The following is a 22,829-nucleotide window of genomic DNA, read 5'->3' as shown; positions in this document are numbered from 1 at the left end:
GCAGGGCGGGCGAACACAGCCGAACCACTTATACGGTGCGAACGCACCACACGTCCACCGCATTCCGCAGCGCCGCCGGCCCGTCCGGCGGAGCCGGGCACGACGAAAAAACGCCGCGAGTCCACAGGGGACTCGCGGCGCTTCTCGCCGGCGAACCGTCAGGCGCGGGTCATCTTGCGCAGCACGTACTGCAGGATGCCGCCGTTGCGGTAGTAGTCCGCCTCACCCGGGGTGTCGATCCGGACCACGGCGTCGAACTCCACCTTGGTGCCGTCCTGCTTCGTCGCGGTCACCTTGACCGTCCGCGGCGTCTCGCCCTCGTTGAGCTTCGTGATGCCCTCGAAGTCGAACGTCTCGGTGCCGTCCAGCCCCAGCGACGAGGCCGACTCGCCCGCCGGGAACTGCAGCGGGATGACCCCCATGCCGATCAGGTTGGACCGGTGGATCCGCTCGAACGACTCGGCGATCACGGCGCGCACGCCGAGCAGCCGGGTGCCCTTGGCGGCCCAGTCCCGCGACGACCCCGAGCCGTACTCCTTGCCGCCGAGCACGACCAGCGGGATGCCGGCCTCGGCGTAGTTCTGCGCGGCGTCGTAGATGAACGCCTGCGGGCCGCCCTCCTGCGTGAAGTCGCGGGTGTAGCCGCCCTGCACGTCGTCCAGCAGCTGGTTGCGCAGCCGGATGTTGGCGAAGGTGCCGCGGATCATCACCTCGTGGTTCCCGCGCCGGGAGCCGTAGGAGTTGAAGTCCTTGCGGTCCACCCCGTGCTCGGCCAGGTACTTCCCGGCCGGCGAGTCCGCCTTGATGGCACCGGCGGGGGAGATGTGGTCGGTGGTCACCGAGTCGCCCAGCTTCGCCAGCACGCGGGCGCCCGTCATGTCCGTGACCGGCTCCGGGTCGGCCTGCATGCCCTCGAAGTACGGGGGCTTGCGCACGTAGGTCGACTCCGGGTCCCAGGCGAAGGTCTTGCCCTCCGGGGTGGGCAGCGACTTCCAGCGCTCCCCGCCGTCGAACACGTCGGCGTAGTCCTTGGTGAACATCTCCTGCGTGATCGCCGAGTCGATGGTCTGCTGGATCTCCTGCGGCGACGGCCAGATGTCGCGCAGGAACACGTCGTTGCCGTCCGAGTCCTGCCCGAGCGGCTGCTCCTCGAAGTCGAAGTCCATCGTGCCGGCCAGCGCGTAGGCGATGACCAGCGGCGGGGACGCCAGGTAGTTCATCTTGACGTCCGGGTTGATGCGGCCCTCGAAGTTCCGGTTGCCGGACAGCACCGACACGACCGTCAGGTCGTTCTCCTGCACCGCGGCCGAGATCTCCTCGGGCAGCGGGCCGGAGTTGCCGATGCAGGTGGTGCAGCCGTAGCCGACCAGGTGGTAGCCCAGCTTCTCCAGGTACGGCCACAGGCCGGCCTTCTCGTAGTAGTCGGTGACGACCTGCGAGCCCGGCGCCATCGACGTCTTGACCCACGGCTTGACCGACAGGCCCTTCTCCACCGCGTTGCGGGCCAGCAGGGCGGCGCCCAGCATCACCGACGGGTTGGAGGTGTTGGTGCACGAGGTGATCGAGGCGATCACCACGGCGCCGTGGTCCAGCACGAACTCGCCACGCTCTTCCGAACGCACCGTGACCGGCTTGGACGGGCGGCCCGAGGCGCCGTTGGCGGCGGAGGCCACGACCGGCGCGGCCTCTTCGTCGGCGAAGGACAGGCTCGGCGCGTCACTGGCCGGGAACGACTCCTCGACCTTCTCGTCGACCTTGGTGTGCGGAGTCGGGTGCTGCTCCTCGACGTAGTCGTGCACCGACTTGCGGAACGCGGACTTGGCGTCGGTCAGCTCGATGCGGTCCTGCGGGCGCTTCGGGCCGGCGATCGACGGCACCACCGTCGACAGGTCCAGCTCCAGGTACTCGGAGTAGGACGCCTCGCGGCTCGGGTCGTGCCACAGGCCCTGCTCCTTGGCGTAGGCCTCGACCAGCGCGACCTGCTCGGCCGAGCGGCCGGTGAGCTTGAGGTAGCGGATCGTCTCGTCGTCGATCGGGAAGATCGCCGCGGTCGAGCCGAACTCCGGGCTCATGTTGCCGATGGTGGCGCGGTTCGCCAGCGGTACCTGCGCGACCGACTCGCCGTAGAACTCGACGAACTTGCCGACCACGCCGTGGCGGCGCAGCATCTCGGTGATCGTCAGCACCACGTCGGTCGCGGTCACGCCGGCCGGGATCTCGCCGGTCAGCTTGAAGCCGACCACGCGCGGGATCAGCATCGACACCGGCTGGCCCAGCATCGCGGCCTCGGCCTCGATGCCGCCGACGCCCCAGCCCAGCACGCCCAGGCCGTTGACCATGGTGGTGTGCGAGTCGGTGCCCACGCACGAGTCGGGGTAGGCCTGGCCGCCCCGGGCCATCACCGTGCGGGCCAGGTGCTCGATGTTGACCTGGTGCACGATGCCGGTGCCCGGCGGGACGACCTTGAACTCGTCGAAGGCGCCCTGGCCCCAGCGCAGGAACTGGTAGCGCTCGCGGTTGCGCTCGTACTCGATCTCGACGTTGCGCTCGAACGCGTCCGCGCGGCCGAACACGTCGATGATCACCGAGTGGTCGATGACCAGCTCGGCCGGGGCGAGCGGGTTCACCTTGTCCGGGTCGCCGCCGAGGTCGGTGACGGCCTCGCGCATGGTGGCCAGGTCGACCACGCAGGGGACACCGGTGAAGTCCTGCATGATCACGCGGGCCGGGGTGAACTGGATCTCGATCGACGGATCGGCGGCCGGGTCCCAGTTGCCCAGCGCGCGGATGTGGTCGGCGGTGATGTTCGCGCCGTCCTCGGTGCGCAGGAGGTTTTCGAGCAGGATCTTCAGGCTGTAGGGCAGCTTTTCGGACCCGGACACCTTGTCCAGGCGGAACACCTCGTAGGAGGCGTCACCCACCTTCAAGGTGTCACGGGCGCCGAAGCTGTCCTTGCTGGCTGGTGCGGTCACGTCTAACTCCCTGGGCAGGGTCGTCGCCGTCAGTTCGGTTCGGGTCTGTCTGTCGCGAGTCTGGCGCACGCGGCTCGCGTCCGCAGACGCGGGGACGGCGCAGGCTCCCACGCCCCAAACAGTACGCTTGTCCTTTTTTGACTTCAACGCGACCCGCCCAGGCGGCGGTGTGATCTCCTTCGCGCTACTCCGCCAGGCGCAGCAGCGCGTCGATGTCCTCCGGCTGCAGGCTGCGCAGCACGGTCAGGCCCAGCTCGTTGAACGTGCGCAGCGGGCTGACGTAGTGCTGGCCGGCGACCTCGGTGGTGACCACGCCGAGACCCTGGCCCAGGATGCCGCTGGACAGGTGCCGCAGCACCTGCGTGACCTCCTCGGGCACCGACGAGCCGATCTCGCTCTCGATGTTGTCGGTGACGAAGTCGGCGCACAGCTCCTCGGTGCGGCCCTCGCCGGTGGCCTCGTAGCAGTCGCCCTTCTTCGTCACCGTGTAGGTCTCGCCGGCGGGGCTCTCGATCTGCACGTGGGTCACGGTGGCGCGGGTGCCGCCGGGCACCGCGGAGGTCTCGGTCCGCAGGTCGAGCAGCTTCGCGCCGCTGGGCTCGGCGTCCTCGGCCGCGGCCGCGACGAGCGCGGGGCCGGCGTCGTGCAGGACGGCCATCTCGTCCGGCGGCAGCAGCTCGATGACGCGCGTGACGTCGGCGTCCAGCGCGGCCTGCACGAGCTGCTTGACGGCCTCGTTCGGGCTGTTCGCGCCGCGCGCCGGGATGGAGGTGGTCGGCCACGGCTCGTTCTCGTCCCGCAGCGCGTAGTCGGCCATCGTGTAGAGCAGGCTCGGGTACCACTCGCCGTCGACCTTCACGGTCGCGATGCGGACCGGCTCACCGGAGTCGGCGACCTCCTCGGCGATGTCGATCGTCTCGGTCTGCGGGCCCTCGCCGGCGGGCATCTGCTCCATCAGCCGGTCCGACAGCGGCAGCTTCGACGGGTCCGCGGTCACCGTGATCGTGCCGCCGGTGAGCTTGGTGATCGTCAGGTGGTCGTTGACCTGCTCGGCCGCGGCCTCGTCGAAGGTCAGGTTCTCGGCCTTGACCTGCATGCCGGTCAGGGCCTGCGGGTTCGCGTCCGGCTTGAGGATGCCCAGCCGCTTGAGTTCGTCGGTGGTCTGCCCGATCGGCTCGGTGAGCAGCTTCGCCTCGGCCGGCGCGAGGGCGCCGACCATGCCGACCACGTCGTTGCCGCTCAGCGCGGTCGCGAGGTTGCGCGCCGCCTCGGTGGGGGTGGCCGCACCGGCGGCGACCGAATCGCGCTGCGACAGCGCGAACCACGTCCCGCCGCCGCCGAGCAGCACGACCAGCGCGACCACCAGCCCGATGATCAGCCCGCGGCGGCCCTTCTTCGGCGGCTGCTGCGGCGGCAGCTGCTGGAAGGGCTGCGTGTACGGCTGCTGCGGGTACTGCTGCTGTGGGTACTGCTGCTGTGGGTACGGGGGCTGCTGCCCGTACGGCTGCTGGGGGTACTGGTTCTGCTGGTACGGCCACTGACCGTCCTGGGGAGGCATGCTCACCGTGTCCTACCTGCTCTCGCCGTGATGAAGGTGCCGACCGCGCCGGCCAGCGCGAGGGCGGATCCGCCCAGCGTGGTCACCGGCCCGGCCAGGGAGACGGAGACCACGCCCGTGGTTCCGCCCGCTTGGACGGTGGCGATCAGCGCGACGGTTCCCCCGGTAATCGCCAGGATCGCCGTCAACGTTGCGCCCGTGCGCGCCAGACCGCAGACCAGCAGCACCAGGCACACCGCCGCCAGCGCCGGAACCGCCACCCACGCGCGCAGCCCCGTGCCGGCGAGCGGGTCGTCGAGCAGCGCCAGCCGGTCGGCCAGCCCGGCCGCCGCGTAGCTGCTCCGGCTCACCGACCCGGACCGGAACCAGGGCAGGAACGTGCCCGCCACCACCAGGACCAGGCCCAGCGCGGCGACGGCGGGGCCAATCCGCGATCTCTGCACGCACCTCGGACGCACCGGAACGTCCGGAGGATCCCCGGTTGGGGTGAAAGTTGTCGCTGTGCAGTGTGTGACACCTGGTCTGCGAGTGACTCGGGTGGCACAGTCTCGGGTGCAGTGGGGACGTGTGCGTGGAGGGAGTCGAGGGCGTGGGTGACCAGGGCCGGAGGGCGCGCCGCTGGATGGGGATCGGCGCACTGGCGCTCGTGGCCGTGTCGGTCGCGACCGGGCCGGCCACCGCCGTGCCCCCGCCGCCGCCCAACCCGAGCGACTCCGAGATCAGCGCGAGCCGGCAGGACGCGAACGCCAAGGCCGGCGAGGTCGGGCAGCTGACCAACCAGCTCGCCGAGGCCGAGTCGCGGCTCGCCGAGCTGCAGAGCACGGTCGAGCTGCGCATGGAGGAGGCCAACAAAGCGCTGGTCGACCTGCAGGCCGCGCAGGAGGCCGCCGATCAGGCGCAGCGCGACGCCGACGCGGCCAAACGCGAGGCCGACGCCGCCCAGGCCCAGATCGACGCGGCGCGGGCGAATCTCGACGCGTTCATCTCCAGCAGCTACCAGCAGGGCAGCACCATGGGGTCGATCTCGGCCTACCTGGGCGCCTCCAGCCCGAAGGACCTCCTGTCCCGCGCGCAGCTGCTGGAAGCCGTCAGCGGCAGCCAGCTCAACGCGCTGGAGATGATGCAGCAGGCGCAGACCGACAAGTCCAACAAGGACGCCGCCGCCCGCCAGGCCCTGCAGCTGGCCCAGCAGGCGCAGGACCAGGCCGCGCAGGCCAAGATCACCGCCGACTCCGCGCAGGCCGCGGCCGTGCAGGCCCAGCAGAGCCAGGCCGCGCAGAACGCGCAGCTGGTCGCGCAGAAGACGACGGTCGAGCAGCAGCTGTACCAGGCGCAGCAGCGGGTCAGCGGGCTGCAGGGGCAGCGGCAGCGTTACGAGGACTGGCTCGCGCAGAAGCAGCGCGAGGACGAGGAGCAGGCGCGGCAGGCGGCGCTGGCCGCGGCGAACGCGTCGTCGTCGTCCTCCTCGTCCGCGTCGTCGGGCGGGGGTGGCCGTCCGGCCCCGGCGCCGGCCGTGTCCGGGTCGTCGTCGCAGGTCATCGAGCGGGTGATCGCGCGGGCCATGTCGCAGCTCGGGATGCCTTACGCGTGGGGCGGCGGCAACGCCTACGGCCCCACGCGCGGCATCCGGGACGGCGGCGTGGCCGACGCCTACGGCGACTACCGCAAGGTCGGGTTCGACTGCTCCGGGCTGATGATCTACGCCTTCGCCGGGGTGAAGTCGCTGCCGCACTACAGCGGCTACCAGTACACGTCCGGGCGGCGCGTGCCGCTGGCGCAGATGCGGCGCGGGGACATGCTGTTCTGGGGCCGCAGCGGCATCCACCACGTGGCGCTGTACCTCGGCAACGGGATGATGATCGAGGCGCCGCAGTCCGGGCTGACCGTGCGGGTCACCCGGGTGCGCTACGGCGACATCATGCCGTTCGCGACCCGTCTGGTCGGCTAGTCAGGAAGTCCAGCACCGGCCGGGTCTGTCCGAGGATCGAGTGCGCGACCTCGGGCAGCAGGGTGACGGTCGCGTGCGGCACGGCGCGCTCGATCCGCCGCGCGGTGTCGCGGGAGTCGAACATCGCGTCGCGTCCGCCGACGATCACCAGCACCGGCATGGTCAGCTTCCGCAGGGCCGCGTCACCGAACACCGGCAGCCGGTCCCGGCGGGGAAGGAAGTGCGTGAACATCAGCGTGAGGTAGTCGGCGACCTCGGGGTTTTCGCGCGGGTCGACTCCGGCGACCGCCTTGATCGACCGGCGGGTGCCCCACTGCCCGAACGGCTTGTAGAACAGGGCTTTGAGCAGGAATCCGATCTTCTGCCGCCCGACGCCGCCCGGGCACAGCAAGGCGAGCCGCTCGACCCGCTCGGGCCGCCGCGTCGCGTAGTCCAGGGCCAGCCACCCGCCCAGGGAGGCCCCGGCGATGGCCACGCGGTCCAGGTTCAGGTGGTCCAGGACGCCGTCGAGCCAGGCCGCGTAGGCGGGGGAGCCCAGCGGCGGGCGCGCGGGCGCGGACAGGCCCGGTTCGCCGATCAGGTCGACGGCGTGGACGCGGAAGTGCTTCGCCCACACCGGGACGTCGGCGGCCCACATCGCCGCGTTGGAGCCCGAGCCGTGCAGCAGCACGAGCGGCGGGGCCGTTTCGGGGCCGCAGGTGAGGACGAAGGTGTCGCCCTCGCGGGTCGGGACGTGCCGGCGCTCCGCGGGGACGGGCCAGGCGGCGAGGGCCTGCTCGTAGCGGCGGAGGATCTCCCGCTTGCCGGTGTCGGACTTGTAGATCACGGTCATATCGGTACCTTAACAGCCCTCCCAGAGGGAAGATAGGTAATTATGCGGAGTCTTTGGGTGCCGGGATAGGCTGGGCTGATGAGCGACCTGGCCGCCGTCGTGCTCGCGGGGGGTTCCGCTCGCCGTCTGTCCGGTGTGGACAAGCCGATGCTGGTGGTCGGCGGGAAACCCTTGCTGCACCGGGTGATCGCCGCGGTGGGCGGGGCCGACCCGGTCGTCGTGGTGGGGCCGGCGCGGGACGGGGTCGCCGGGGTGCGCTGGGCCCGCGAGGATCCGCCGGGGGGCGGGCCGGCCGCCGCGCTCGCCGCCGGGCTCCGGCACGTCACCACGAGCCGGGTGGCGGTGCTCGCCGGGGATCTGGCCGGGGTCACGCCGTCCACGACGGAGCGGCTCACGGCCGCGCTCGGGGACGCCGACGGCGCGATCCTGACCGACGACGCCGGGCGCCGGCAGTGGCTCATCGGCGTGTGGCGCACCGCGAGCCTGCGCGCCGCCCTGCCCGCCGAACCGGGCGGGACCGCGCTGCGCCGCGTCCTCGGCCACCTGAGGATCGTCGAAGTGCCCGCCGCGCCGGGGGAGTGCGCCGACGTCGACACGCCGCAGGACCTCGACCGCCTCAAGGGCTAAGGGATGTCTCGTAGCCCGGTGCCGGGCTAGCTGATCCGGTAGTTGATCATGATGCTGTGGTGCGGGTGATCACAGCGTCGCGGCCGGAGTGGATTGGCCCGTTCACCGGGCTGGAGCCGGCCCAGTTCCGCACGCTCGTGCGGCTGGTCTCCAAGCGAGGCGGGGACGGAATCGCGGACGGCCGACCAGGCCGACAGTGGGCGTTGCCGCTGGCCGACCGCGTTCTGCTGGTGGCGACCTACTGGCGGACGAACCTGACGATGCGCCAGATCGGGCCGCTGTTCGGCGTGTCGCATTCCGCGGCTCATCGGGTGATCGACACGGTCGGACCGCTGCTGGCGCTGGCCCCGGTCCGCAAACGCCGGATCGATGCGGTCGCGATCGTGGACCGCACCCTCGTCCCGACCCGCGATCACCGGCTGGCCACGCCGTCGAAGAACTACCGGTACTCCACCAACGTGCAGGTCGCGATCGACCCCGAGACCCGGCTGGTGATCGCCACCGGCGACCCGCAACCAGGCAGCCGCAACGACTGCACTGCCTACCGCGACTCCGGCATCGCCGAGCAACTCGCCGACCGGCCGATCATTGCCGATGGCGGCTACCAAGGAAACCCCGAGGTCGTCATGCCCTACCGCAAACCCCGCGACGGCAGCGACCTCCCGCACTGGAAGGAACATCTCAACACCGTCCACCGCAAGGTCCGCGCCCGCGTCGAACATGTCCTTTCCCGGATAAAGAACTTCAAAATCCTGCGAGACTACCGCCGCGCCGCAAGCACGCTCGCCGACACCGTCTCCGGAATCGCGAACCTCCACAACATCATCCTCACAGCCTGACCCAACCACTAGCCCCACCAACCACAACACCAGCTACGAGACAGCCCTTAGCCGTGGTGCTTCGCGAGGTTGACGCGGGTGAGGGCGGGGTGCGCGGCGGGTGGCCTTGTGCTGATCGCCGCCGCGGCCGTGAGCCACGCCCACTCCGGCATTCGACAACGCGCCAGGATGCGGCCTTCCTCCGGAAACCGGCGCAGCCACTGTTGCCCGCTCGCGCGTGACACGCCCATCGCCACCTGTGCCACCGGCTGCCCTGCCGCGACACGCTCAACCAGCAACCGCCGCCCCCCACACGGAGTCTTCGCCTTGATCACCCCGACGCGCCGGCCGCACCGTCGGCAACGTCCACGATCCCTACAGCTGGCAATGACGCGGCCGGGCGCGAGCGCCGGGGCGAGCTCACAGTCGTCACACCGCTGAGCTGCTTGGCTACCGTGGCGACTTCCCGTGCCCGGCCGGCTAGTACGGTCGCAGCGCGAGAGGCCGAACGTGAGCGAGGAGGGAACCGTGACCGAGCCCCGCTACCCGGAGGGCGCGAACGGGCAACAGCAGTCCGCGACCCCCGCGCGGGACGCGCAGCTGCTGGAGCGCACCGTGTTCGAGGTCAAGCGGGTGATCGTCGGGCAGGACAGGCTCGTCGAGCGGCTCCTCGTGGGCCTGCTGGCCAAGGGGCACCTGCTCCTGGAGGGCGTGCCGGGCGTGGCCAAGACCCTCGCGGTGGAAACCCTCGCCCGGGTCGTCGGCGGGTCGTTCTCCCGGGTGCAGTTCACGCCCGACCTGGTGCCCGCCGACATCCTCGGCACCCGCATCTACCGGCAGGGCAGCGAGAAGTTCGACGTCGAGCTCGGCCCGGTGGTCGCCAACTTCGTGCTCGCCGACGAGATCAACCGCGCGCCCGCCAAGGTGCAGTCCGCGATGCTCGAGGTGATGGCCGAGCGGCACGTCTCCATCGGCGGCAAGACCTTCCCGATGCCCGACCCGTTCCTCGTCCTCGCCACCCAGAACCCGATCGAGAACGAGGGCGTCTACCCGCTGCCCGAAGCGCAGCGCGACCGGTTCCTGTTCAAGATCATCGTCGACTACCCCTCCGCCGAGGAGGAGCGCGAGATCATCTACCGGATGGGCGTCACGCCCCCGGAACCGCACGAGGTCCTCAGCCCGGCCGAGCTGGTCCGGCTGCAGGAGGTCGCCGCGAAGGTGTTCGTGCACCACTCGCTCGTCGACTACGTCGTGCGCCTGGTGCTGGCCACCCGCACCCCGGCCGAGCACGGCCTCACCGACGTCGCCGGCTGGGTGTCCTACGGCGCCTCGCCGCGCGCCAGCCTCGGCATCATCGCCGCGGCCCGCGCGCTCGCGCTCGTCCGCGGCCGCGACTACGTGCTGCCCCAGGACGTCGTCGACGTCGTGCCCGACGTGCTGCGGCACCGGCTCGTGCTGTCCTACGACGCGCTCGCCGACGCCGTGCCGCTGGACCACATCATCACCCGCGTGCTGCAGACCGTGCCGCTGCCGCAGGTCTCCGCCCGGCCGCAAGGCGGACCGGCCCAGCCGCTGCCGAACGGGACCCCGGGGCGGTAGTGGCCAGGGGACACACCGGCGACGGTGGCGCCCGGCCCGCGTGGGCGCCGCCCGTGCTCCGCGGTGAACGGCTCGACGCCGGGCTGCGCATGCTCGAACTCGAGGTGCGCCGGCGGCTCGACGGCCTGCTGCAGGGCAATCACCTCGGCCTCGTGCCGGGCCCCGGCTCGGAGCCGGGCGAGGCGCGGCCCTACCAGCCGGGCGACGACGTGCGCCGCATGGACTGGGCCGTCACCGCCCGCACCACCGAACCGCACATCCGCGAGACGGTCGCCGATCGCGAGCTGGAGACCTGGGTCGCCGCCGACCTGTCCGCGAGCCTGGACTTCGGCACCGCGCTGTCGGAGAAGCGCGACCTGGTGGTGTGCGCGGTCGCCGCGATCGTGCACCTGACCGGCGGCGGGGGCAACCGGCTCGGCGCGGTGTTCTCCAACGGCGCCACGACCGAGCGGGTGCCCGCCCGGGGCGGCCGCGCGCACGCCCGGAACCTGCTGCGCAAGATCGCCGAGATGCCGCGCGCGGCCGAAGGCACCCGCGGCGACCTCGCCGCCATGATCGAGCAGCTGCGCCGCCCGCCGCGCCGCCGCGGGCTCGTCGTCGTGGTGTCCGACTTCCTCGGCGGCACCGAGTGGCAGCGGCCGCTGCGGGCGCTGTCCGCGCGGCACGACCTGATCGGCATCGAGGTGATCGACCCCCGCGACGTCGACCTGCCCGAGGTGGGCACGATCGTGCTCGCCGACCCGGAGACCGGCAAGCAACGCGAGGTGCGGGCCTCGGCCCTGCTGCGCCGCGAGTTCGCCGCCGCCGCGCAGGCGCACCGCGACCAGGTGGCGCGGGCGTTGCGGCAGGCCGGCGCGGCGCACCTGGTGCTGCGCACGGATTCCGACTGGATCGCCGACACCGTCCGGTTCGTGGTGGCCCGCAAGCGGCGGTGGAGCGGAGGCGCCGCATGAGCCTCTCCGGATTCAGCGCGCCCTGGTGGTTCCTGCTGCTGTTCGTGGTCGCCGCGGTCGCCGTCGGCTACGTGCTCGCGCAGCGCGCCCGGCGGCGGCGCACCATGCGGTTCTCCAACCTGGAACTGCTCGACCGCATCGCCCCGCGCTCGCAGGGCTGGCCGCGGCACGTGCCCGCGGCGCTGATCATCGTGTCGCTGCTGCTGCTCACCGTCGGCCTGGCCGGGCCGACCGCCGAGCAGAAGGTGCCGCGCAACCGGGCCACCGTGATGCTCGTCGTGGACGTGTCGTTGTCGATGGAGGCCACCGACGTCAGACCCTCGCGCATCAAGGCCGCCCAGGAGGCGGCGATCCAGTTCGCGCAGGGCCTCACCCCCGGCATCAACCTGGGACTGGTGTCCTTCGCCGGCACCGCGACCGTCCTGGTGGCGCCGACGACGCAGCGGCAGAGCGTGGTCGGCGCGATCGACAACCTCAAGCTGGCCCAGTCGACCGCCACCGGGGAGGGCATCTACGCGGCGCTGCAATCGATCCAGGGGTTCTCGGCGGTGGTCGGCGGCGCGGACGGCCCGCCACCGGCGCGGATCGTGCTGATGAGCGACGGCAAGCAGACCGTGCCGGACGACCTGTACGCGCCGCGCGGGGCGTTCACCGCCGCGCAGGAGGCGCGCAAGCAGCAGGTGCCGATCTCCACGATCTCGTTCGGCACCAGCCACGGCACGGTCGAGATCGACGGCCGCGAGGTGCCGGTGGACGTCGACGACGGGTCGCTGCAGGAGGTCGCGCGCCTGTCCGACGGGCAGTTCTACCAGGCCGGCTCGGCCGAGCAGCTCAAAGAGGTCTACGCCGACCTCGGCGAGCAGATCGGCTACGAGATGAAGGAGGCCGACGCCAGCCGCCCGTGGGTCCTGCTCGGCACGCTGGCCCTGGTCGCCGCGGCGGGCACGTCGCTGTTCGTGGGGCAGCGCCTGCCGTAGCCGCGCGGTCCGGGGACGCCGCACCGGGCTACACACCGAACGCGCGGTTCGCGTGGCTGACGATCAGCGCGTTCCCGCGGCGTGGGGACTGGAGGTGGTGGCGCCGCCGCAGGCCGGTGACGTGTCAGGCCCGTGACGGCCGGGTATGCGCCCTCCCGAGGACGAGTTCACCGGGAGGTGTGATGAAGGAACACGAGATCGTCGCCGCCGTGCGCCGGATCGCGGGGCTGGCCGACGCCGAGCACGCCGCGGCCGCCACCCGCGCCACGCTGACCGTGCTGGGGCAGCGGCTGGCCGGCGGCGAGCCGGGCGACCTGGCCGGGCAGCTGCCCGCCGGCATCAAGGAGGCGCTGCCCGAGACCGGCGAGGGGGCCACGTTCGGGGTGGAGGAGTTCTACCGGCGCGTCATGGACGCCGAAGGCCGCGGCTGCACGCAGGACGGCGCCCGCGAGCACGCCCGGGCCGTCGTCGCGGCGCTCAAGGCGGGCGTGAGCCAGGGCGAGTTCGACGACCTCGTCCAGCAGCTGCCCGCCGACTACCGCGACGACCTGCTCTCCACCGCCCCGGCCGACGAGCACCGTTAGACCCCGTCGGCGAAACCCTGCTGCCGCCACGCCTCGAACACCGCGATCGCCGCGGTGTTGGCGAGGTTGAGCGAACGCACCCCCGGCCGCATCGGCACGCGCACGCGGTCGGTGACCTCCGGGGCGTCCCGCACCTCGGGCGGCAACCCGGACGATTCGGGCCCGAACATCAGCACGTCGCCCGGCTGGTACGCCACGTCGGTGTACCAGCGGGTGGCGTTCGCGCTGAACGCGTACACCTTCGCCGGCAGCAGCGCCCGCCACGCGCTGTCCAGGTCCGGGTGCACGTGCACGTCGGCCAGGTCGTGGTAGTCCAGCCCGGCGCGGCGCAGGTGCTTGTCCTCGAACCGGAAGCCCAGCGGCTCGACGAGGTGCAGCTGGCAGCCCGAGTTGGCCGCGAGCCGGATCGCGTTGCCCGTGTTGGGCGGGATCTCCGGCCGGTAGAAGAGAATGCGGAACATCGGAGTTGATCGTTTCCGTTCACCTGTGGTTCGCCCGTCCGGATGCTGACAGCCATGTTCGGCCATGAGCATCCTGATGCTCCCCATCCCACCACAGGAGGACCCCCACATGGTCGTGCGCCCGAATCACCTGTCCCGCCGCCGGTTCCTTGGCTTCAGCGGGGCGGGAGCCGCGGCGGTGCTGCTCGGCACCGGCGCCTGGACGGCGGCGAATGCCTACGCCAGCCCCGTCAAGGGCACCAACCCGTTCACCCTCGGCGTCGCCTCCGGCGACCCGGCGCCCGACGGGGTCGTGCTGTGGACCCGGCTCGCGCCGGACCCCTTCGCCGCCGACGGCGCCGGCGGCATGCCCGCCACCCCGGTGCGCGTGGAGTACGAGGTCGCCCACGACGAACGGTTCCGCGCGGTGGTGCGGCGCGGCAGCGCCATCGCCACGCCCGAGCTGGGCCACTCGGTGCACCCGGAGATCTCCGGCCTGGCGCCCGACCACGAGTACTTCTACCGGTTCCGCGTCGGCGGCGAGATCTCGATGGTCGGCCGCACCCGCACCGCCCCGGCGCTGTGGTCCTCGCCGCGTGAGCTGAACTTCGCCTTCGCCTCGTGCCAGGCCTGGCAGGACGGCTACTTCACCGCCTACGAGCACATGGCCGCCGAGGACCTGGACTTCGTCGTGCACCTGGGCGACTACCTGTACGAGTACGGGGTGGGCAGCAACAAGCGCGGCGTCACGGTCGAGGACAAGTTCAAGACCGAGACCTTCGACCTGGCCCGCTACCGGCTGCAGTACGCGCTGTACAAGGCGGAGGCGCCGCTGCAGGCCGCGCACGCGCGCTTCCCGTGGATCCACACCATCGACGACCACGAGGTCGAGAACAACTGGGCCGGCGACATCTCCCAGGCCGACACCGAGCCCGACCAGGACCCGGCCGTGTTCCGGCAGCGGCGCGCGCAGGCGTTCCAGGCCAACTACGAGAACCTGCCCTACCGGCACACGCAGATGCCCGCCGGCCCGAACGTGCGGCTGCACCGGCGCCTGTCCTACGGACAGCTGGCCGAGATCACCATGCTGGACACCCGCCAGTACCGCGACGACCAGCCGTGCGGCGACGGCGCCTCGGCCACCTGCACCGACCGGCTCGACCCGGAGCGCACCCTGCTCGGGCCGGCGCAGCGGGACTGGCTGATCAAGGGCTTCCGGGAGTCCCGGGCGCGCTGGCAGGTGCTGGGCAACCAGGCGCCGATGGGCCAGACCGACCGCGACCCGGGCGCGCCGGTGGACGTGTTCCTCGACCCGTGGGACGGCTACGTCGCCGAGCGCAACAAGGTGCTGGCCGCCGCGCAGGACCGGGACGTGCGCAACCTGGTGGTGATCACCGGTGACCGGCACCAGAACTACGCGTGGGACCTCAAGCGCGACTACGCCGACCCGGGCTCGCCGACGGTGGGCAGCGAGTTCGTCGGCACCTCGATCACCAGCGGCGCCGACGGCGCGGACATGACGACCGAGGGGCAGAACTTCCTGGCGGCCAACCCGCACCTGAAGTTCTTCAACGCCCAGCGCGGCTACGTGCGGGTCAACGTCAACCGGCAGCGCTGGCGCAGCGACTTCCGGGTGGTGCCGTACGTGACGAAGCCGGGCGCGCCGATCAGCACGCGCGCCAGCTTCGTGGTGGAGGACCGCCGGCCCGGCGTTCAGGAAGCCTGAGGCCGCCGGGCCAGGACGAACGCCTGAGGGGCCGTTTCCGGGAACGGCCCCGCGTCGTCGGGTGCGCGCTCGAGCCGGGCGCGCACCTCGAACCCGGCTTCGGTGAGCAGCGCGGCCACCCGGTCCACGCGGCGCGGGTGGAAGTCCAGGCTCACCCGGTGCCCGCCGACCTCGTCGCGGTGCACGGGTTCGTCGCCGACGTCGAAAGCCAGCTGCAGCCAGCCGCCGGGGGCGAGGACCCGGCGGAACCCGGCCAGCACCGCGGGCAGGTCCGCGGGCGGGACGTGGATGACCGAGTACCAGGCGACCAGCCCGCCGAGGCTGCCCGCGGGCAGGTCGAGCGCGGTCATCGAGCCGACCTCGAACCGGACGCCCGGGTGGGTGCGCCGCGCCACGGCGATCATCTCCGGGGACAGGTCGATGCCGAAGGCGTCCACCCCGAGGCTCCGCAGGTGGGCGGTGATGCGGCCGGACCCGCAGCCGACGTCGGCCACCGGCCCGGCGGCCAGCTCGGCGAACGCGGCGAGCACCGCCCGGTCGAGCGGCTTGGTGGCCAGTTCGTCGCGGATCCACTCGGCGAACTCGCCGGCGATGACGTCGTAGGCGGCGCGGGTGTCGCCGAGGTAGCCGGGTTCGGTCACGTGTGCGCCTGCAGCTTGGCGCGCACGTCCTCCGGAGGCGCGGCCTTGGTCATGGTGCGCGAGTCGACGAACACGTAGCGGTTGGTGCCGGTGGCGACGAGGTCGTCGCCGCGGCGGACGGTGAACGCCAGGATCATCGAGGTCGTGCCGAGGTGGTCGATCACGACCTCGACGACCAGCTCCTCGTCGAACCGGCTCGGCGCGCGGTAGCGCAGGTTCGACTCGGCCACCACGCAGTCGACGTGGCGTTCGCGCAGCGCGTCGTAGGAGCCGAAGAGCGCCTTGAAGAACTCGAACGAGGCCATGTCGAACCAGGCCAGGTAGTGCGCGTTGAAGACGATTCCCTGCGGATCGCACTCGTGGAAGCGGACGCGCAGCGGCATCGCCACCACCGGCGGGCGGGACTGGGTCACCGGGTGCTCCTTCCTCGCTCAGCCGTGCAGCGCGCGGTAGGTCGCCACGGCTCCGGGGTGCAGGGGAACGGTACCGGTTCCGATCAGCGAACGTACATCGAGGAACTGGGTCGCCACGGCCTGCGCGGGCACCAGGCGGCTCGCCCGCTGGACCAGGACGCGGGTGATCGCGGCGGCGATGTCGGCGGGCAGGTCCGGGCGGCACACGAGCAGGCTCGCCACGCCGATGGTATCGACCTCGGGGGAGCGGTAGGCCCCGGCGGGCACGCGCACCGCTTCCTGGCCCGGGCCGCGCAACGCCGGCAGGTAGGGCGCCAGCGGCAGCAGGCGAATGCCGATCTCGCTGTCCAGTGTGGACAGCACCGGCAGCGGGACCCCGCCGGAGACGAGCATCGCGTCGATCCGGCCGGTCTTGAGTGCGTCGCCGGCGTCGAGCATCGGCAGGTGCCGGGCGACGATGGGGACGCCGGCCGCGGCGAAGAGCCGGTCACCCAGCACGGCGGCGCCGGAGCGGGGTGCGCTGAGGGAGACGGTGCGCCCGGCGAGGCCGGCCACGGAGGTGATGGGGGAGCCGGCGCGGACGGCGAGCTGCAGGTAGTTCTCGTAGACCCGGCCCAGCGCGCGCAGCTCGATGCGGCGGCCGAACGGGGGATTCCCGGTGGTGGCGGCGCCCGCGATGTCGCCGAGGCTGAGGGCGAGTTCGGCCGTGCCGGCGTCGAGCATCTCCAGGTTGGCGACGCTGGCTTCGGTCGGCAGCGCGACGGTGTGCAGGCGGGGGTAAGCGGCGTTCACCTCGGCGGCGAGGAGCTGCCCGAACGCGAGGTAGAAGCCGGCTTCCTCCCCCGTGGCGATCCGGAGGCGCCCCACGGGCCCACCCGCCCGAGGCGGCGCACCGGAGCGGAGAGCGGCCCCGGCCACCACGACGGCGACCCCGGCACGGAGAAGGCTGCGGCGGGTGGTCACGGCAGCACCCCCGGCGTGGCGAGTGGTGAGGTGTGGTGGCGGGGGAGGGGGATGGGCAGGTCGCGGCGAGGCTCGGTGAGGGTGGTCGGTGGCAGCCCGCCGTGGCGATGGCGGTGGGCCTGGGTGCGGGGGCGCGGCAGGGTACCGCGGCGGCGGTGGAGCTCGGCGAGGGTGGTGAGTGGCAGCGCGCCGTGGGGCGGGTTCTGGGGCTGGGAGCGGTCGGTGGGTGCTGGCCCGCCGTGGCGCGGGCGCTGGCGCTCGGCGGGGCGAGTGGGTCGCAGCGTGCCGCGGTCACGGTGGGGCGTGGCGAGCGTGGTCGGTGGCAGCCCGCCGTGGCGATGGCGGTGGGCCTGGATGCGGGGGCGCGGCAGAGCACCGCCGCGGCGGTGGAGCTCGGTGAGGGTGGTGAGTGGCAGCGCGCCGTGGGGCGGGCGCTGGCGCTCGGCGCGGCGGGTGGGTCGCAGTGTGCCGCGCTCGCGACAGGGCTCGGCGCCCGGCGTGGGCCGCGGGGTGCAGTCGCGGGGGAGGGCGGCCGTCGTCATGATCCGTCCGCCTCCGCGCGTGGCAGCAGCACCCGCACCACCAGGCCGTGCGGGTCCGCCGCGCGCAGCTCGATCCGTCCGCCCCGGCCGGCGGTCAGGCGCTCGGCGATCGCCAGGCCCAGTCCGGTTCCCGGGAGGCCCCGGTGCCGGTCGGCGCGCCAGAACCTCGCCTGCGCCTGCGCCAGCTCCTCCGCGGACAGCCCGGGCCCGGCATCCGCCACCGACACCACCGCCCACGCACCCTCCACGCCGCACGAGACCGAGACCTCCGCGCCCGGCGCGTACTTCAGCGCGTTGTCCAGCAGCACGTCCAGCACCTGCGCCAGCTCCGCCTCCGTCGCCGCCGCACGCGGCGGCTCCCCGGTGGCCCTCTGTGCCTCTGCCGCGTGCAGTGGCTCCCTGGTGAGGTGCGGCGTCATCCCGGCGGGTTGCCTCTGTGCCTCTGCCGTACGCGGCGGCTCCCCGGTGAAGCGCAGCCTCACCCCGGCGCGCTCGGCGGCCGGTTGCCACAGGTGCACCTGCGCCTCCGCCACGGCCGCCGCGTCGCAGGAAGCGCTGTCGCCGGACACGGCCAGCTCGCCGGCCCGGTGCTCGGCCGCCGCCAGGGTCAGCAGGTCGTCCAGCAGAGCCTCCAGACGGTCCAGCTCCGCGACCGCGCCCTCGTAGGTGCGCGCGGCCGACGCGGGCAACGACGGCCCGAGCGCGTCGACCCGCAACCGCAGCGCCGTCATCGGGTTGCGCATCTGGTGCGAGGTGTCGGCGACCAGCCGCCGCTGCTGGTCCAGCGCCGCCGTGACCGCGTCCGACATCCGGTTGAACCCCGCCGTCAGCTGCCGCAGCTCGGGCGGTCCGGCCAGGTCCGCGTGCACCGGCCGCAACCCCGCGGTCAGATCCCCCACCGCCCGGTCCAGCCGCCGCATCGGGCCCAGCACCCACCGCGTCGCACCCAGCGCGAGCCCCGCCCCGGCCAGCGTCACCAGCGCCGCCCCGGCCAGCACCGCGAACCAGCTGCGCCGCACGTCGTCGGCGGCCCTCGTCACCGACGCCCGCAGCACCACCGCCCCCGAGACCTTCGTGCCGGTGCCCGCCGGGCGGGCCAGCAGCACCGGCGTCCGCGACCACGGCCGCACGGTCGCCGCCGGCTGGCTCGGCTGGTTCCGCAGCGCCGCGTCGATCAGCTCCGCCACCGCCGGATCCGCCGCGGCCAGGCCACCGGTCTCCGCCACCGGGGCGCGCCGGGCGGTGACCACGACGATCCCCTCGCCGTACAGCTCGGTGTACCGGGTCACCTCGGCCAGCAGCGCCGACGCGTCCCCCGCGGCCACCGCCTGGTCGGCCAGCGCCGCGAACCGGTCCACGTCGGCGGTCCGGGCGAGCAGCAGCTGCTGCGTGCGCTCGGTCGCCGTCACGCTGAGCAGCGGCAGCGCGAACCCGGCGGTCGCGAGCACGACGAAGGCCAGCAGCACGGCCAGGACGCGGGTGCGCACCTACGCGCCCAGCCGGTAGCCGAACCCGCGGATCGTCGTCAGCAGCTCCGGCCGCCGCAGCTTCGCGCGCAGCTGCGTCAGGTGCACGTCCAGCGACCGCGACACGGCCACGTACGCGTCGCCCCACACCTCGTCCATCAGCTGCTGCCGGCTCACCGCGGTGCCCGCCCGCCGGGCCAGGGCCGCCAGCACGGCGAACTCCTTCGCGGTCAGCTCGACCTCCGCGCCGCCGACCACCACCCGCCGCGCGCCCAGGTCCACCTCGATGTCGCCGACCACGACCACCTGCGGTTCCGGCCGCGCGGCCGCGGCGCGCCGGGTCACCGCCTCGATGCGGGCCAGCAGCTCGCTCAGCCGCACCGGCTTGACCAGGTAGTCGTCGGCCCCGAGCCGCAGGCCCCGGACCACCGATCGTTCGTCGCCCCGGGCGGTGAGCACGATGACCGGCAGCGCGCTCACCGCCCGCAGCTTGCGCAGCACCTCCAGGCCGTCCAGGTCGGGCAGGCCGAGGTCGAGCAGCGCCAGGTCGGCGTCCCGGTGGGCGAGCAGCGCGTCCTCGCCGCGCCGCACCCGGGTGGGCTGGTGGCCGTGCGCGCCGAGGGAGTCGACGAGGGCGCCGGCCACCCCGTCGTCGTCCTCCACCAGCAACACGCGCACGGACCACACCTTAGGAGGCGTCCATCGCCGACTCCTTGCTGGTGTCGCGCATCCGGACGTAGATGACCAGCGAGATGAACACGACCGCGGTGACGTACCAGAAGAACAGCGACTCGTGCCCGGCCTGCTTGAACCACAGCGCGACGTACTCGGCGGTGCCGCCGAACACCGCGACCGCGACCGAGTAGGGCAGCCCGACGCCCAGCGCGCGGATGTTGGTCGGGAACAGCTCGGCCTTCACCACCGCGCTGATCGAGGTGTAGAGCGCGCTGATCGCCAGCGGCACCACCATCAGCACGAACGCGAACACCGGGTTGCGCGTGTGCGCCAGCAGCGTCAGCGACGGCACGGTGACCAGCGTGCCCAGCACGCCGAACCCGATCAGCAGCGGCCGGCGGCCCACCCGGTCCGACAGCGCGCCGTAGAGCGGCTGCAGCACCACGAACACCACGAGCGCGAAGAAGTTGATCCACGCCGCGTCCGGCTTGCTGATGCCGCTGGTGTTGACCATGAACTTCTGCAGGTAGGTCGTGTAGGTGTAGAAGAACAGCGTGCCGCCCATGGTCAGGCCGACCACGAGGGCGACCTCCTTCGGGTGCTTGGCCAGCGCCTTGAGCGTGCCGTGCGCGGCGCTGTCCCGCTTCGCCTTGGACGCCTCGAAGTCGGCCGACTCGTCCATGCCGCGCCGCAGCCAGAACACGATCACCGCGCCGACCGCGCCGATGCCGAACGCGATCCGCCAGCCCCAGCTGTGCAGCTGCTCGGTGGTGAGCACCTGCTGCAGCACGATCTGCACCGCCAGCGCGACCAGCTGGCCGGCGATCAGCGTGACGTACTGGTAGCTGGAGTAGTAGCCGCGCTTGCCGCGGGTGGCGACCTCCGACATGTAGGTCGCCGAGGTCGAGTACTCGCCGCCGACCGAGATGCCCTGCAGCAGCCGCGCCAGCACCAGCAGCAGCGGCGCGGCGATCCCGATCGAGCCGTACCCCGGGGTCAGCGCGATGAGCAGCGAGCCCGCGGCCATCAGGCTCACCGACAGGGTCAGCGCCGAGCGCCGCCCGAACCGGTCGGCGTAGCGCCCGAGCAGCCAGCCGCCGAGCGGCCGCATGAGGAACCCGACGGCGAACACGCCCGCGGTGTTGAGCAGCTGCGCGGTCGAGTCGCCCTTCGGGAAGAACGTGGCGGCGAAGTAGACGCTGAACGCGGTGTAGGCGTACCAGTCGTACCACTCGATCAGGTTGCCGACCGAGCCGCGGAGGATGTTGCTCACCACGCGGCGGCCGGCGCGCCGGTCCTCGCCGGCGTCGATGGTTGACGTCATCGAAAACTCCCTTGTCTCATGACCGCCGACCACGTTCGGTGGCCGGGGCCGCCGCGGACAAGGGAGTGCGCCGAGAGCTAACAGTTCCTTAGGACGAAGGTCCTCGTGACCGGGCTCACCGGGTTACTTCCGCGTAGGCGGCCGGGCGGTGCTGCCCCGCTCTCCGGCGGCCGGATAACCTCACCGGGCAACTGCGGGAATCGAACGAGGAGTGTCACGTGGGACGGTCCGTACTGGTCACCGGCGGCAACCGCGGCATCGGCCTGGCCATCGCCCGGGGCCTCGCCGAGGCCGGGCACCAGGTGGCGGTGACGCACCGCGGGTCCGGCGCGCCGGAAGGGCTGTTCGGCGTGCAGGCCGACGTCACCGACAGCGAGCAGGTCGACGCGGCGTTCAAGCAGGTCGAGGAGCACCAGGGCCCGGTCGAGGTGGTCGTCTCCAACGCCGGCATCACCGACGACACGCTGCTCATGCGGATGAGCGAGGACCAGTTCACCCGGGTCGTCGACGCGAACCTCACCGGCGCCTACCGGGTCGCCAAGCGCGCCTCGCGCGGCATGCTGCGCGGCAAGTGGGGCCGGTTCATCTTCATCGCGTCGGTGGTGGGGCTCTCCGGCGGCGCCGGGCAGGTCAACTACGCGGCGAGCAAGGCGGGCCTGGTCGGCATGGCGCGGTCGCTGGCCCGCGAGCTGGGCTCGCGCAACATCACCGCGAACGTGGTGGCGCCCGGGTTCATCGTCACCGACATGACCGACGCGCTCACCGAGGACCAGCGCACCGCGGCGCTGAACCAGATCCCGGCGGGGCGTTACGGCGAGACCGCGGACATCGCCGCCGCGGTGCGCTTCCTGGCCTCCGACGAGGCGGGCTACATCAACGGTGCCGTGCTGCCGGTCGACGGCGGCCTCGGCATGGGGCACTGACTTCTTCCTCCCGAACTTCACACCGAAAGGACAGGCGTGGCCGGACTTCTCGAAGGTAAGCGACTGCTGATCACCGGCGTGATCACCGACGGCTCGATCGCGTTCCACGCGGCGAAGGCCGCGCAGGAGCAGGGCGCGCAGGTCGTGCTCACCGGCTTCGGCCGGCTCTCGCTGGTGGAGCGCATCGCCAAGCGCCTGCCGCGGGAGGCGCCGGTGATCGAGCTCGACGTGCAGAACACCGAGCACCTGGACACCCTGGCCGACCGCGTGCGCGAGCACGTCGACGGGCTGGACGGGGTGCTGCACTCGATCGGCTTCGCGCCGCAGTCCTGCCTGGGCGCGCCGTTCCTGGACGCCCCCAAGGAGGACGTGTCGGTCGCCGTCGAGGTCTCGGCGTACTCGTTCATGTCGCTGACCAAGGCGCTGCTGCCGCTGCTGTCCCGGGGTTCCTCGGTGGTGGGCATGGACTTCGACGCCCGCGTGGCGTGGCCGGCCTACAACTGGATGGGCGTGGCGAAGGCGGCGCTGGAGTCGGTCAACCGCTACCTGGCGCGCGACCTGGGGCCGCAGGGCATCCGGGTGAACCTGGTGGCGGCCGGCCCGGTCAAGACCATGGCCGCCAAGTCCATCCCGGGCTTCGGTGAGCTGGAGGGCGGCTGGGGCGACCGCGCCCCGCTGGGCTGGGACGCCGAGGACCCGACGCCGGTCGCGAAGACCATCTGCGCCGTGCTGTCGGACTGGCTGCCGGCCACCACCGGCTCGATGATCATGGTCGACGGCGGGGTGCACGCCCTCGGACAGTAGGGCCGATCCAGCGTGAAGGCGGCCACAGCGGCAGAATCGTCTAC

The 22,829-nt window shown here is 72.5% G+C and carries 21 protein-coding genes; 10 read left to right on the top strand and 11 right to left on the bottom strand.

The window, feature by feature from the left end; genetic code table 11:
* Window positions 1–158: 158 nt before the first annotated feature.
* The 3 genes from L1857_RS20795 to L1857_RS20785 form a co-directional block, all read right to left on the bottom strand.
* Window positions 159–2,972 carry an aconitate hydratase gene (locus tag L1857_RS20795; RefSeq protein ID WP_116114228.1) on the bottom strand — a complete coding sequence of 938 codons (2,814 nt, stop codon included), beginning with the start codon at window positions 2,970–2,972 and terminating at the stop codon, window positions 159–161.
* Between the two features lie 184 nt (window positions 2,973–3,156).
* Entirely contained in the window at window positions 3,157–4,530 is a 1,374-nt protein-coding gene (locus L1857_RS20790) for a flagellar basal body protein FliL (protein WP_249467465.1), read from the bottom strand.
* Window positions 4,531–4,532: 2 nt separating this feature from the next.
* On the bottom strand, window positions 4,533–4,973 hold the full coding sequence (locus tag L1857_RS20785) for a hypothetical protein (RefSeq protein WP_094002871.1): 441 nt from the start codon (window positions 4,971–4,973) through the stop codon (window positions 4,533–4,535).
* Between the two features lie 179 nt (window positions 4,974–5,152).
* On the opposite strand from L1857_RS20785, the gene L1857_RS20780 reads away from it, so the two are divergent.
* Window positions 5,153–6,478, top strand: a complete 1,326-nt coding sequence (locus L1857_RS20780; protein ID WP_162831561.1) for an NlpC/P60 family protein — start codon at window positions 5,153–5,155, stop codon at window positions 6,476–6,478.
* Here the strand turns inward: L1857_RS20780 and L1857_RS20775 are convergent.
* On the bottom strand, window positions 6,447–7,310 hold the full coding sequence (locus tag L1857_RS20775; protein WP_094002873.1) for an alpha/beta fold hydrolase: 864 nt from the start codon (window positions 7,308–7,310) through the stop codon (window positions 6,447–6,449). The two genes, L1857_RS20780 and L1857_RS20775, sit on opposite strands and share 32 nt — an antisense overlap.
* A gap of 78 nt (window positions 7,311–7,388) precedes the next feature.
* On the opposite strand from L1857_RS20775, the gene mobA reads away from it, so the two are divergent.
* The 6 genes from mobA (at window position 7,389) to L1857_RS20740 (ending at window position 12,868) form a co-directional block, all read left to right on the top strand.
* Window positions 7,389–7,937 (top strand): molybdenum cofactor guanylyltransferase, encoded by a 549-nt coding sequence (gene mobA / locus L1857_RS20770; RefSeq protein ID WP_249465926.1) that lies wholly within the window; start codon window positions 7,389–7,391, stop codon window positions 7,935–7,937.
* 59 nt (window positions 7,938–7,996) lie between these two features.
* Window positions 7,997–8,776 carry a transposase family protein gene (locus L1857_RS20765; RefSeq protein WP_249467462.1) on the top strand — a complete coding sequence of 260 codons (780 nt, stop codon included), beginning with the start codon at window positions 7,997–7,999 and terminating at the stop codon, window positions 8,774–8,776.
* 507 nt (window positions 8,777–9,283) lie between these two features.
* Complete coding sequence (locus L1857_RS20755) at window positions 9,284–10,354, top strand: AAA family ATPase (RefSeq protein WP_094002876.1); 1,071 nt, start codon at window positions 9,284–9,286, stop codon at window positions 10,352–10,354.
* Entirely contained in the window at window positions 10,354–11,307 is a 954-nt protein-coding gene (locus L1857_RS20750) for a DUF58 domain-containing protein (RefSeq protein WP_094002877.1), read from the top strand. Before L1857_RS20755 ends, L1857_RS20750 begins: the two co-directional genes overlap by 1 nt.
* Window positions 11,304–12,284 carry a VWA domain-containing protein gene (locus L1857_RS20745; protein WP_094002878.1) on the top strand — a complete coding sequence of 327 codons (981 nt, stop codon included), beginning with the start codon at window positions 11,304–11,306 and terminating at the stop codon, window positions 12,282–12,284. The genes L1857_RS20750 and L1857_RS20745 overlap by 4 nt, the downstream gene beginning before the upstream one ends.
* 182 nt (window positions 12,285–12,466) lie before the next feature.
* Entirely contained in the window at window positions 12,467–12,868 is a 402-nt protein-coding gene (locus tag L1857_RS20740; RefSeq protein WP_094002879.1) for a DUF2267 domain-containing protein, read from the top strand.
* On the opposite strand, the gene L1857_RS20735 is transcribed toward L1857_RS20740, so the two are convergent.
* Window positions 12,865–13,329 (bottom strand): tRNA (cytidine(34)-2'-O)-methyltransferase, encoded by a 465-nt coding sequence (locus tag L1857_RS20735; RefSeq protein ID WP_116115390.1) that lies wholly within the window; start codon window positions 13,327–13,329, stop codon window positions 12,865–12,867. The genes L1857_RS20740 and L1857_RS20735 overlap by 4 nt on opposite strands.
* Before the next feature lie 109 nt (window positions 13,330–13,438).
* Here L1857_RS20735 and L1857_RS20730 point away from each other — a divergent pair, with 109 nt between their 5' ends.
* A complete protein-coding gene (locus L1857_RS20730; RefSeq protein WP_094002881.1) occupies window positions 13,439–15,034 on the top strand; it encodes an alkaline phosphatase D family protein in 1,596 nt (531 codons plus the stop codon).
* On the opposite strand, the gene L1857_RS20725 is transcribed toward L1857_RS20730, so the two are convergent.
* The 6 genes from L1857_RS20725 to L1857_RS20700 form a co-directional block, all read right to left on the bottom strand.
* A complete protein-coding gene (locus tag L1857_RS20725; protein ID WP_116115392.1) occupies window positions 15,022–15,675 on the bottom strand; it encodes a class I SAM-dependent DNA methyltransferase in 654 nt (217 codons plus the stop codon). The two genes, L1857_RS20730 and L1857_RS20725, sit on opposite strands and share 13 nt — an antisense overlap.
* Window positions 15,672–16,088: an acyl-CoA thioesterase gene (locus L1857_RS20720; protein ID WP_094002883.1), complete on the bottom strand. Its 417-nt coding sequence runs from the start codon at window positions 16,086–16,088 to the stop codon at window positions 15,672–15,674. Before L1857_RS20720 ends, L1857_RS20725 begins: the two co-directional genes overlap by 4 nt.
* Window positions 16,089–16,106: 18 nt before the next feature.
* Window positions 16,107–17,051, bottom strand: coding sequence for a TAXI family TRAP transporter solute-binding subunit (locus L1857_RS20715; RefSeq protein WP_249465918.1), 945 nt, complete (start codon window positions 17,049–17,051; stop codon window positions 16,107–16,109).
* A 538-nt stretch (window positions 17,052–17,589) separates the two neighbouring features.
* On the bottom strand, window positions 17,590–19,080 hold the full coding sequence (locus tag L1857_RS20710; RefSeq protein ID WP_116109037.1) for a sensor histidine kinase: 1,491 nt from the start codon (window positions 19,078–19,080) through the stop codon (window positions 17,590–17,592).
* Window positions 19,081–19,737 carry a response regulator transcription factor gene (locus L1857_RS20705; protein WP_094003123.1) on the bottom strand — a complete coding sequence of 219 codons (657 nt, stop codon included), beginning with the start codon at window positions 19,735–19,737 and terminating at the stop codon, window positions 19,081–19,083.
* 10 nt (window positions 19,738–19,747) lie between these two features.
* Entirely contained in the window at window positions 19,748–21,058 is a 1,311-nt protein-coding gene (locus L1857_RS20700; protein ID WP_116109039.1) for an MFS transporter, read from the bottom strand.
* A gap of 218 nt (window positions 21,059–21,276) precedes the next feature.
* Between L1857_RS20700 and fabG the strand changes: the two genes are divergently transcribed.
* Window positions 21,277–21,981, top strand: coding sequence for a beta-ketoacyl-ACP reductase (gene fabG, locus L1857_RS20695; protein WP_116109042.1), 705 nt, complete (start codon window positions 21,277–21,279; stop codon window positions 21,979–21,981).
* Window positions 21,982–22,017: 36 nt separating this feature from the next.
* Window positions 22,018–22,785 (top strand): enoyl-ACP reductase FabI, encoded by a 768-nt coding sequence (gene fabI / locus L1857_RS20690; RefSeq protein ID WP_094002888.1) that lies wholly within the window; start codon window positions 22,018–22,020, stop codon window positions 22,783–22,785.
* Window positions 22,786–22,829: the final 44 nt, after the last annotated feature.

Origin of the sequence: Amycolatopsis thermalba (genome assembly GCF_023376025.1) — a bacterium.
GTDB classification, from domain to species: Bacteria; Actinomycetota; Actinomycetes; order Mycobacteriales; family Pseudonocardiaceae; genus Amycolatopsis_E; species Amycolatopsis_E thermalba.
Note: the sequence above shows the minus strand (reverse complement) of the source record. Positions and strands in the feature narration are given on the sequence as shown.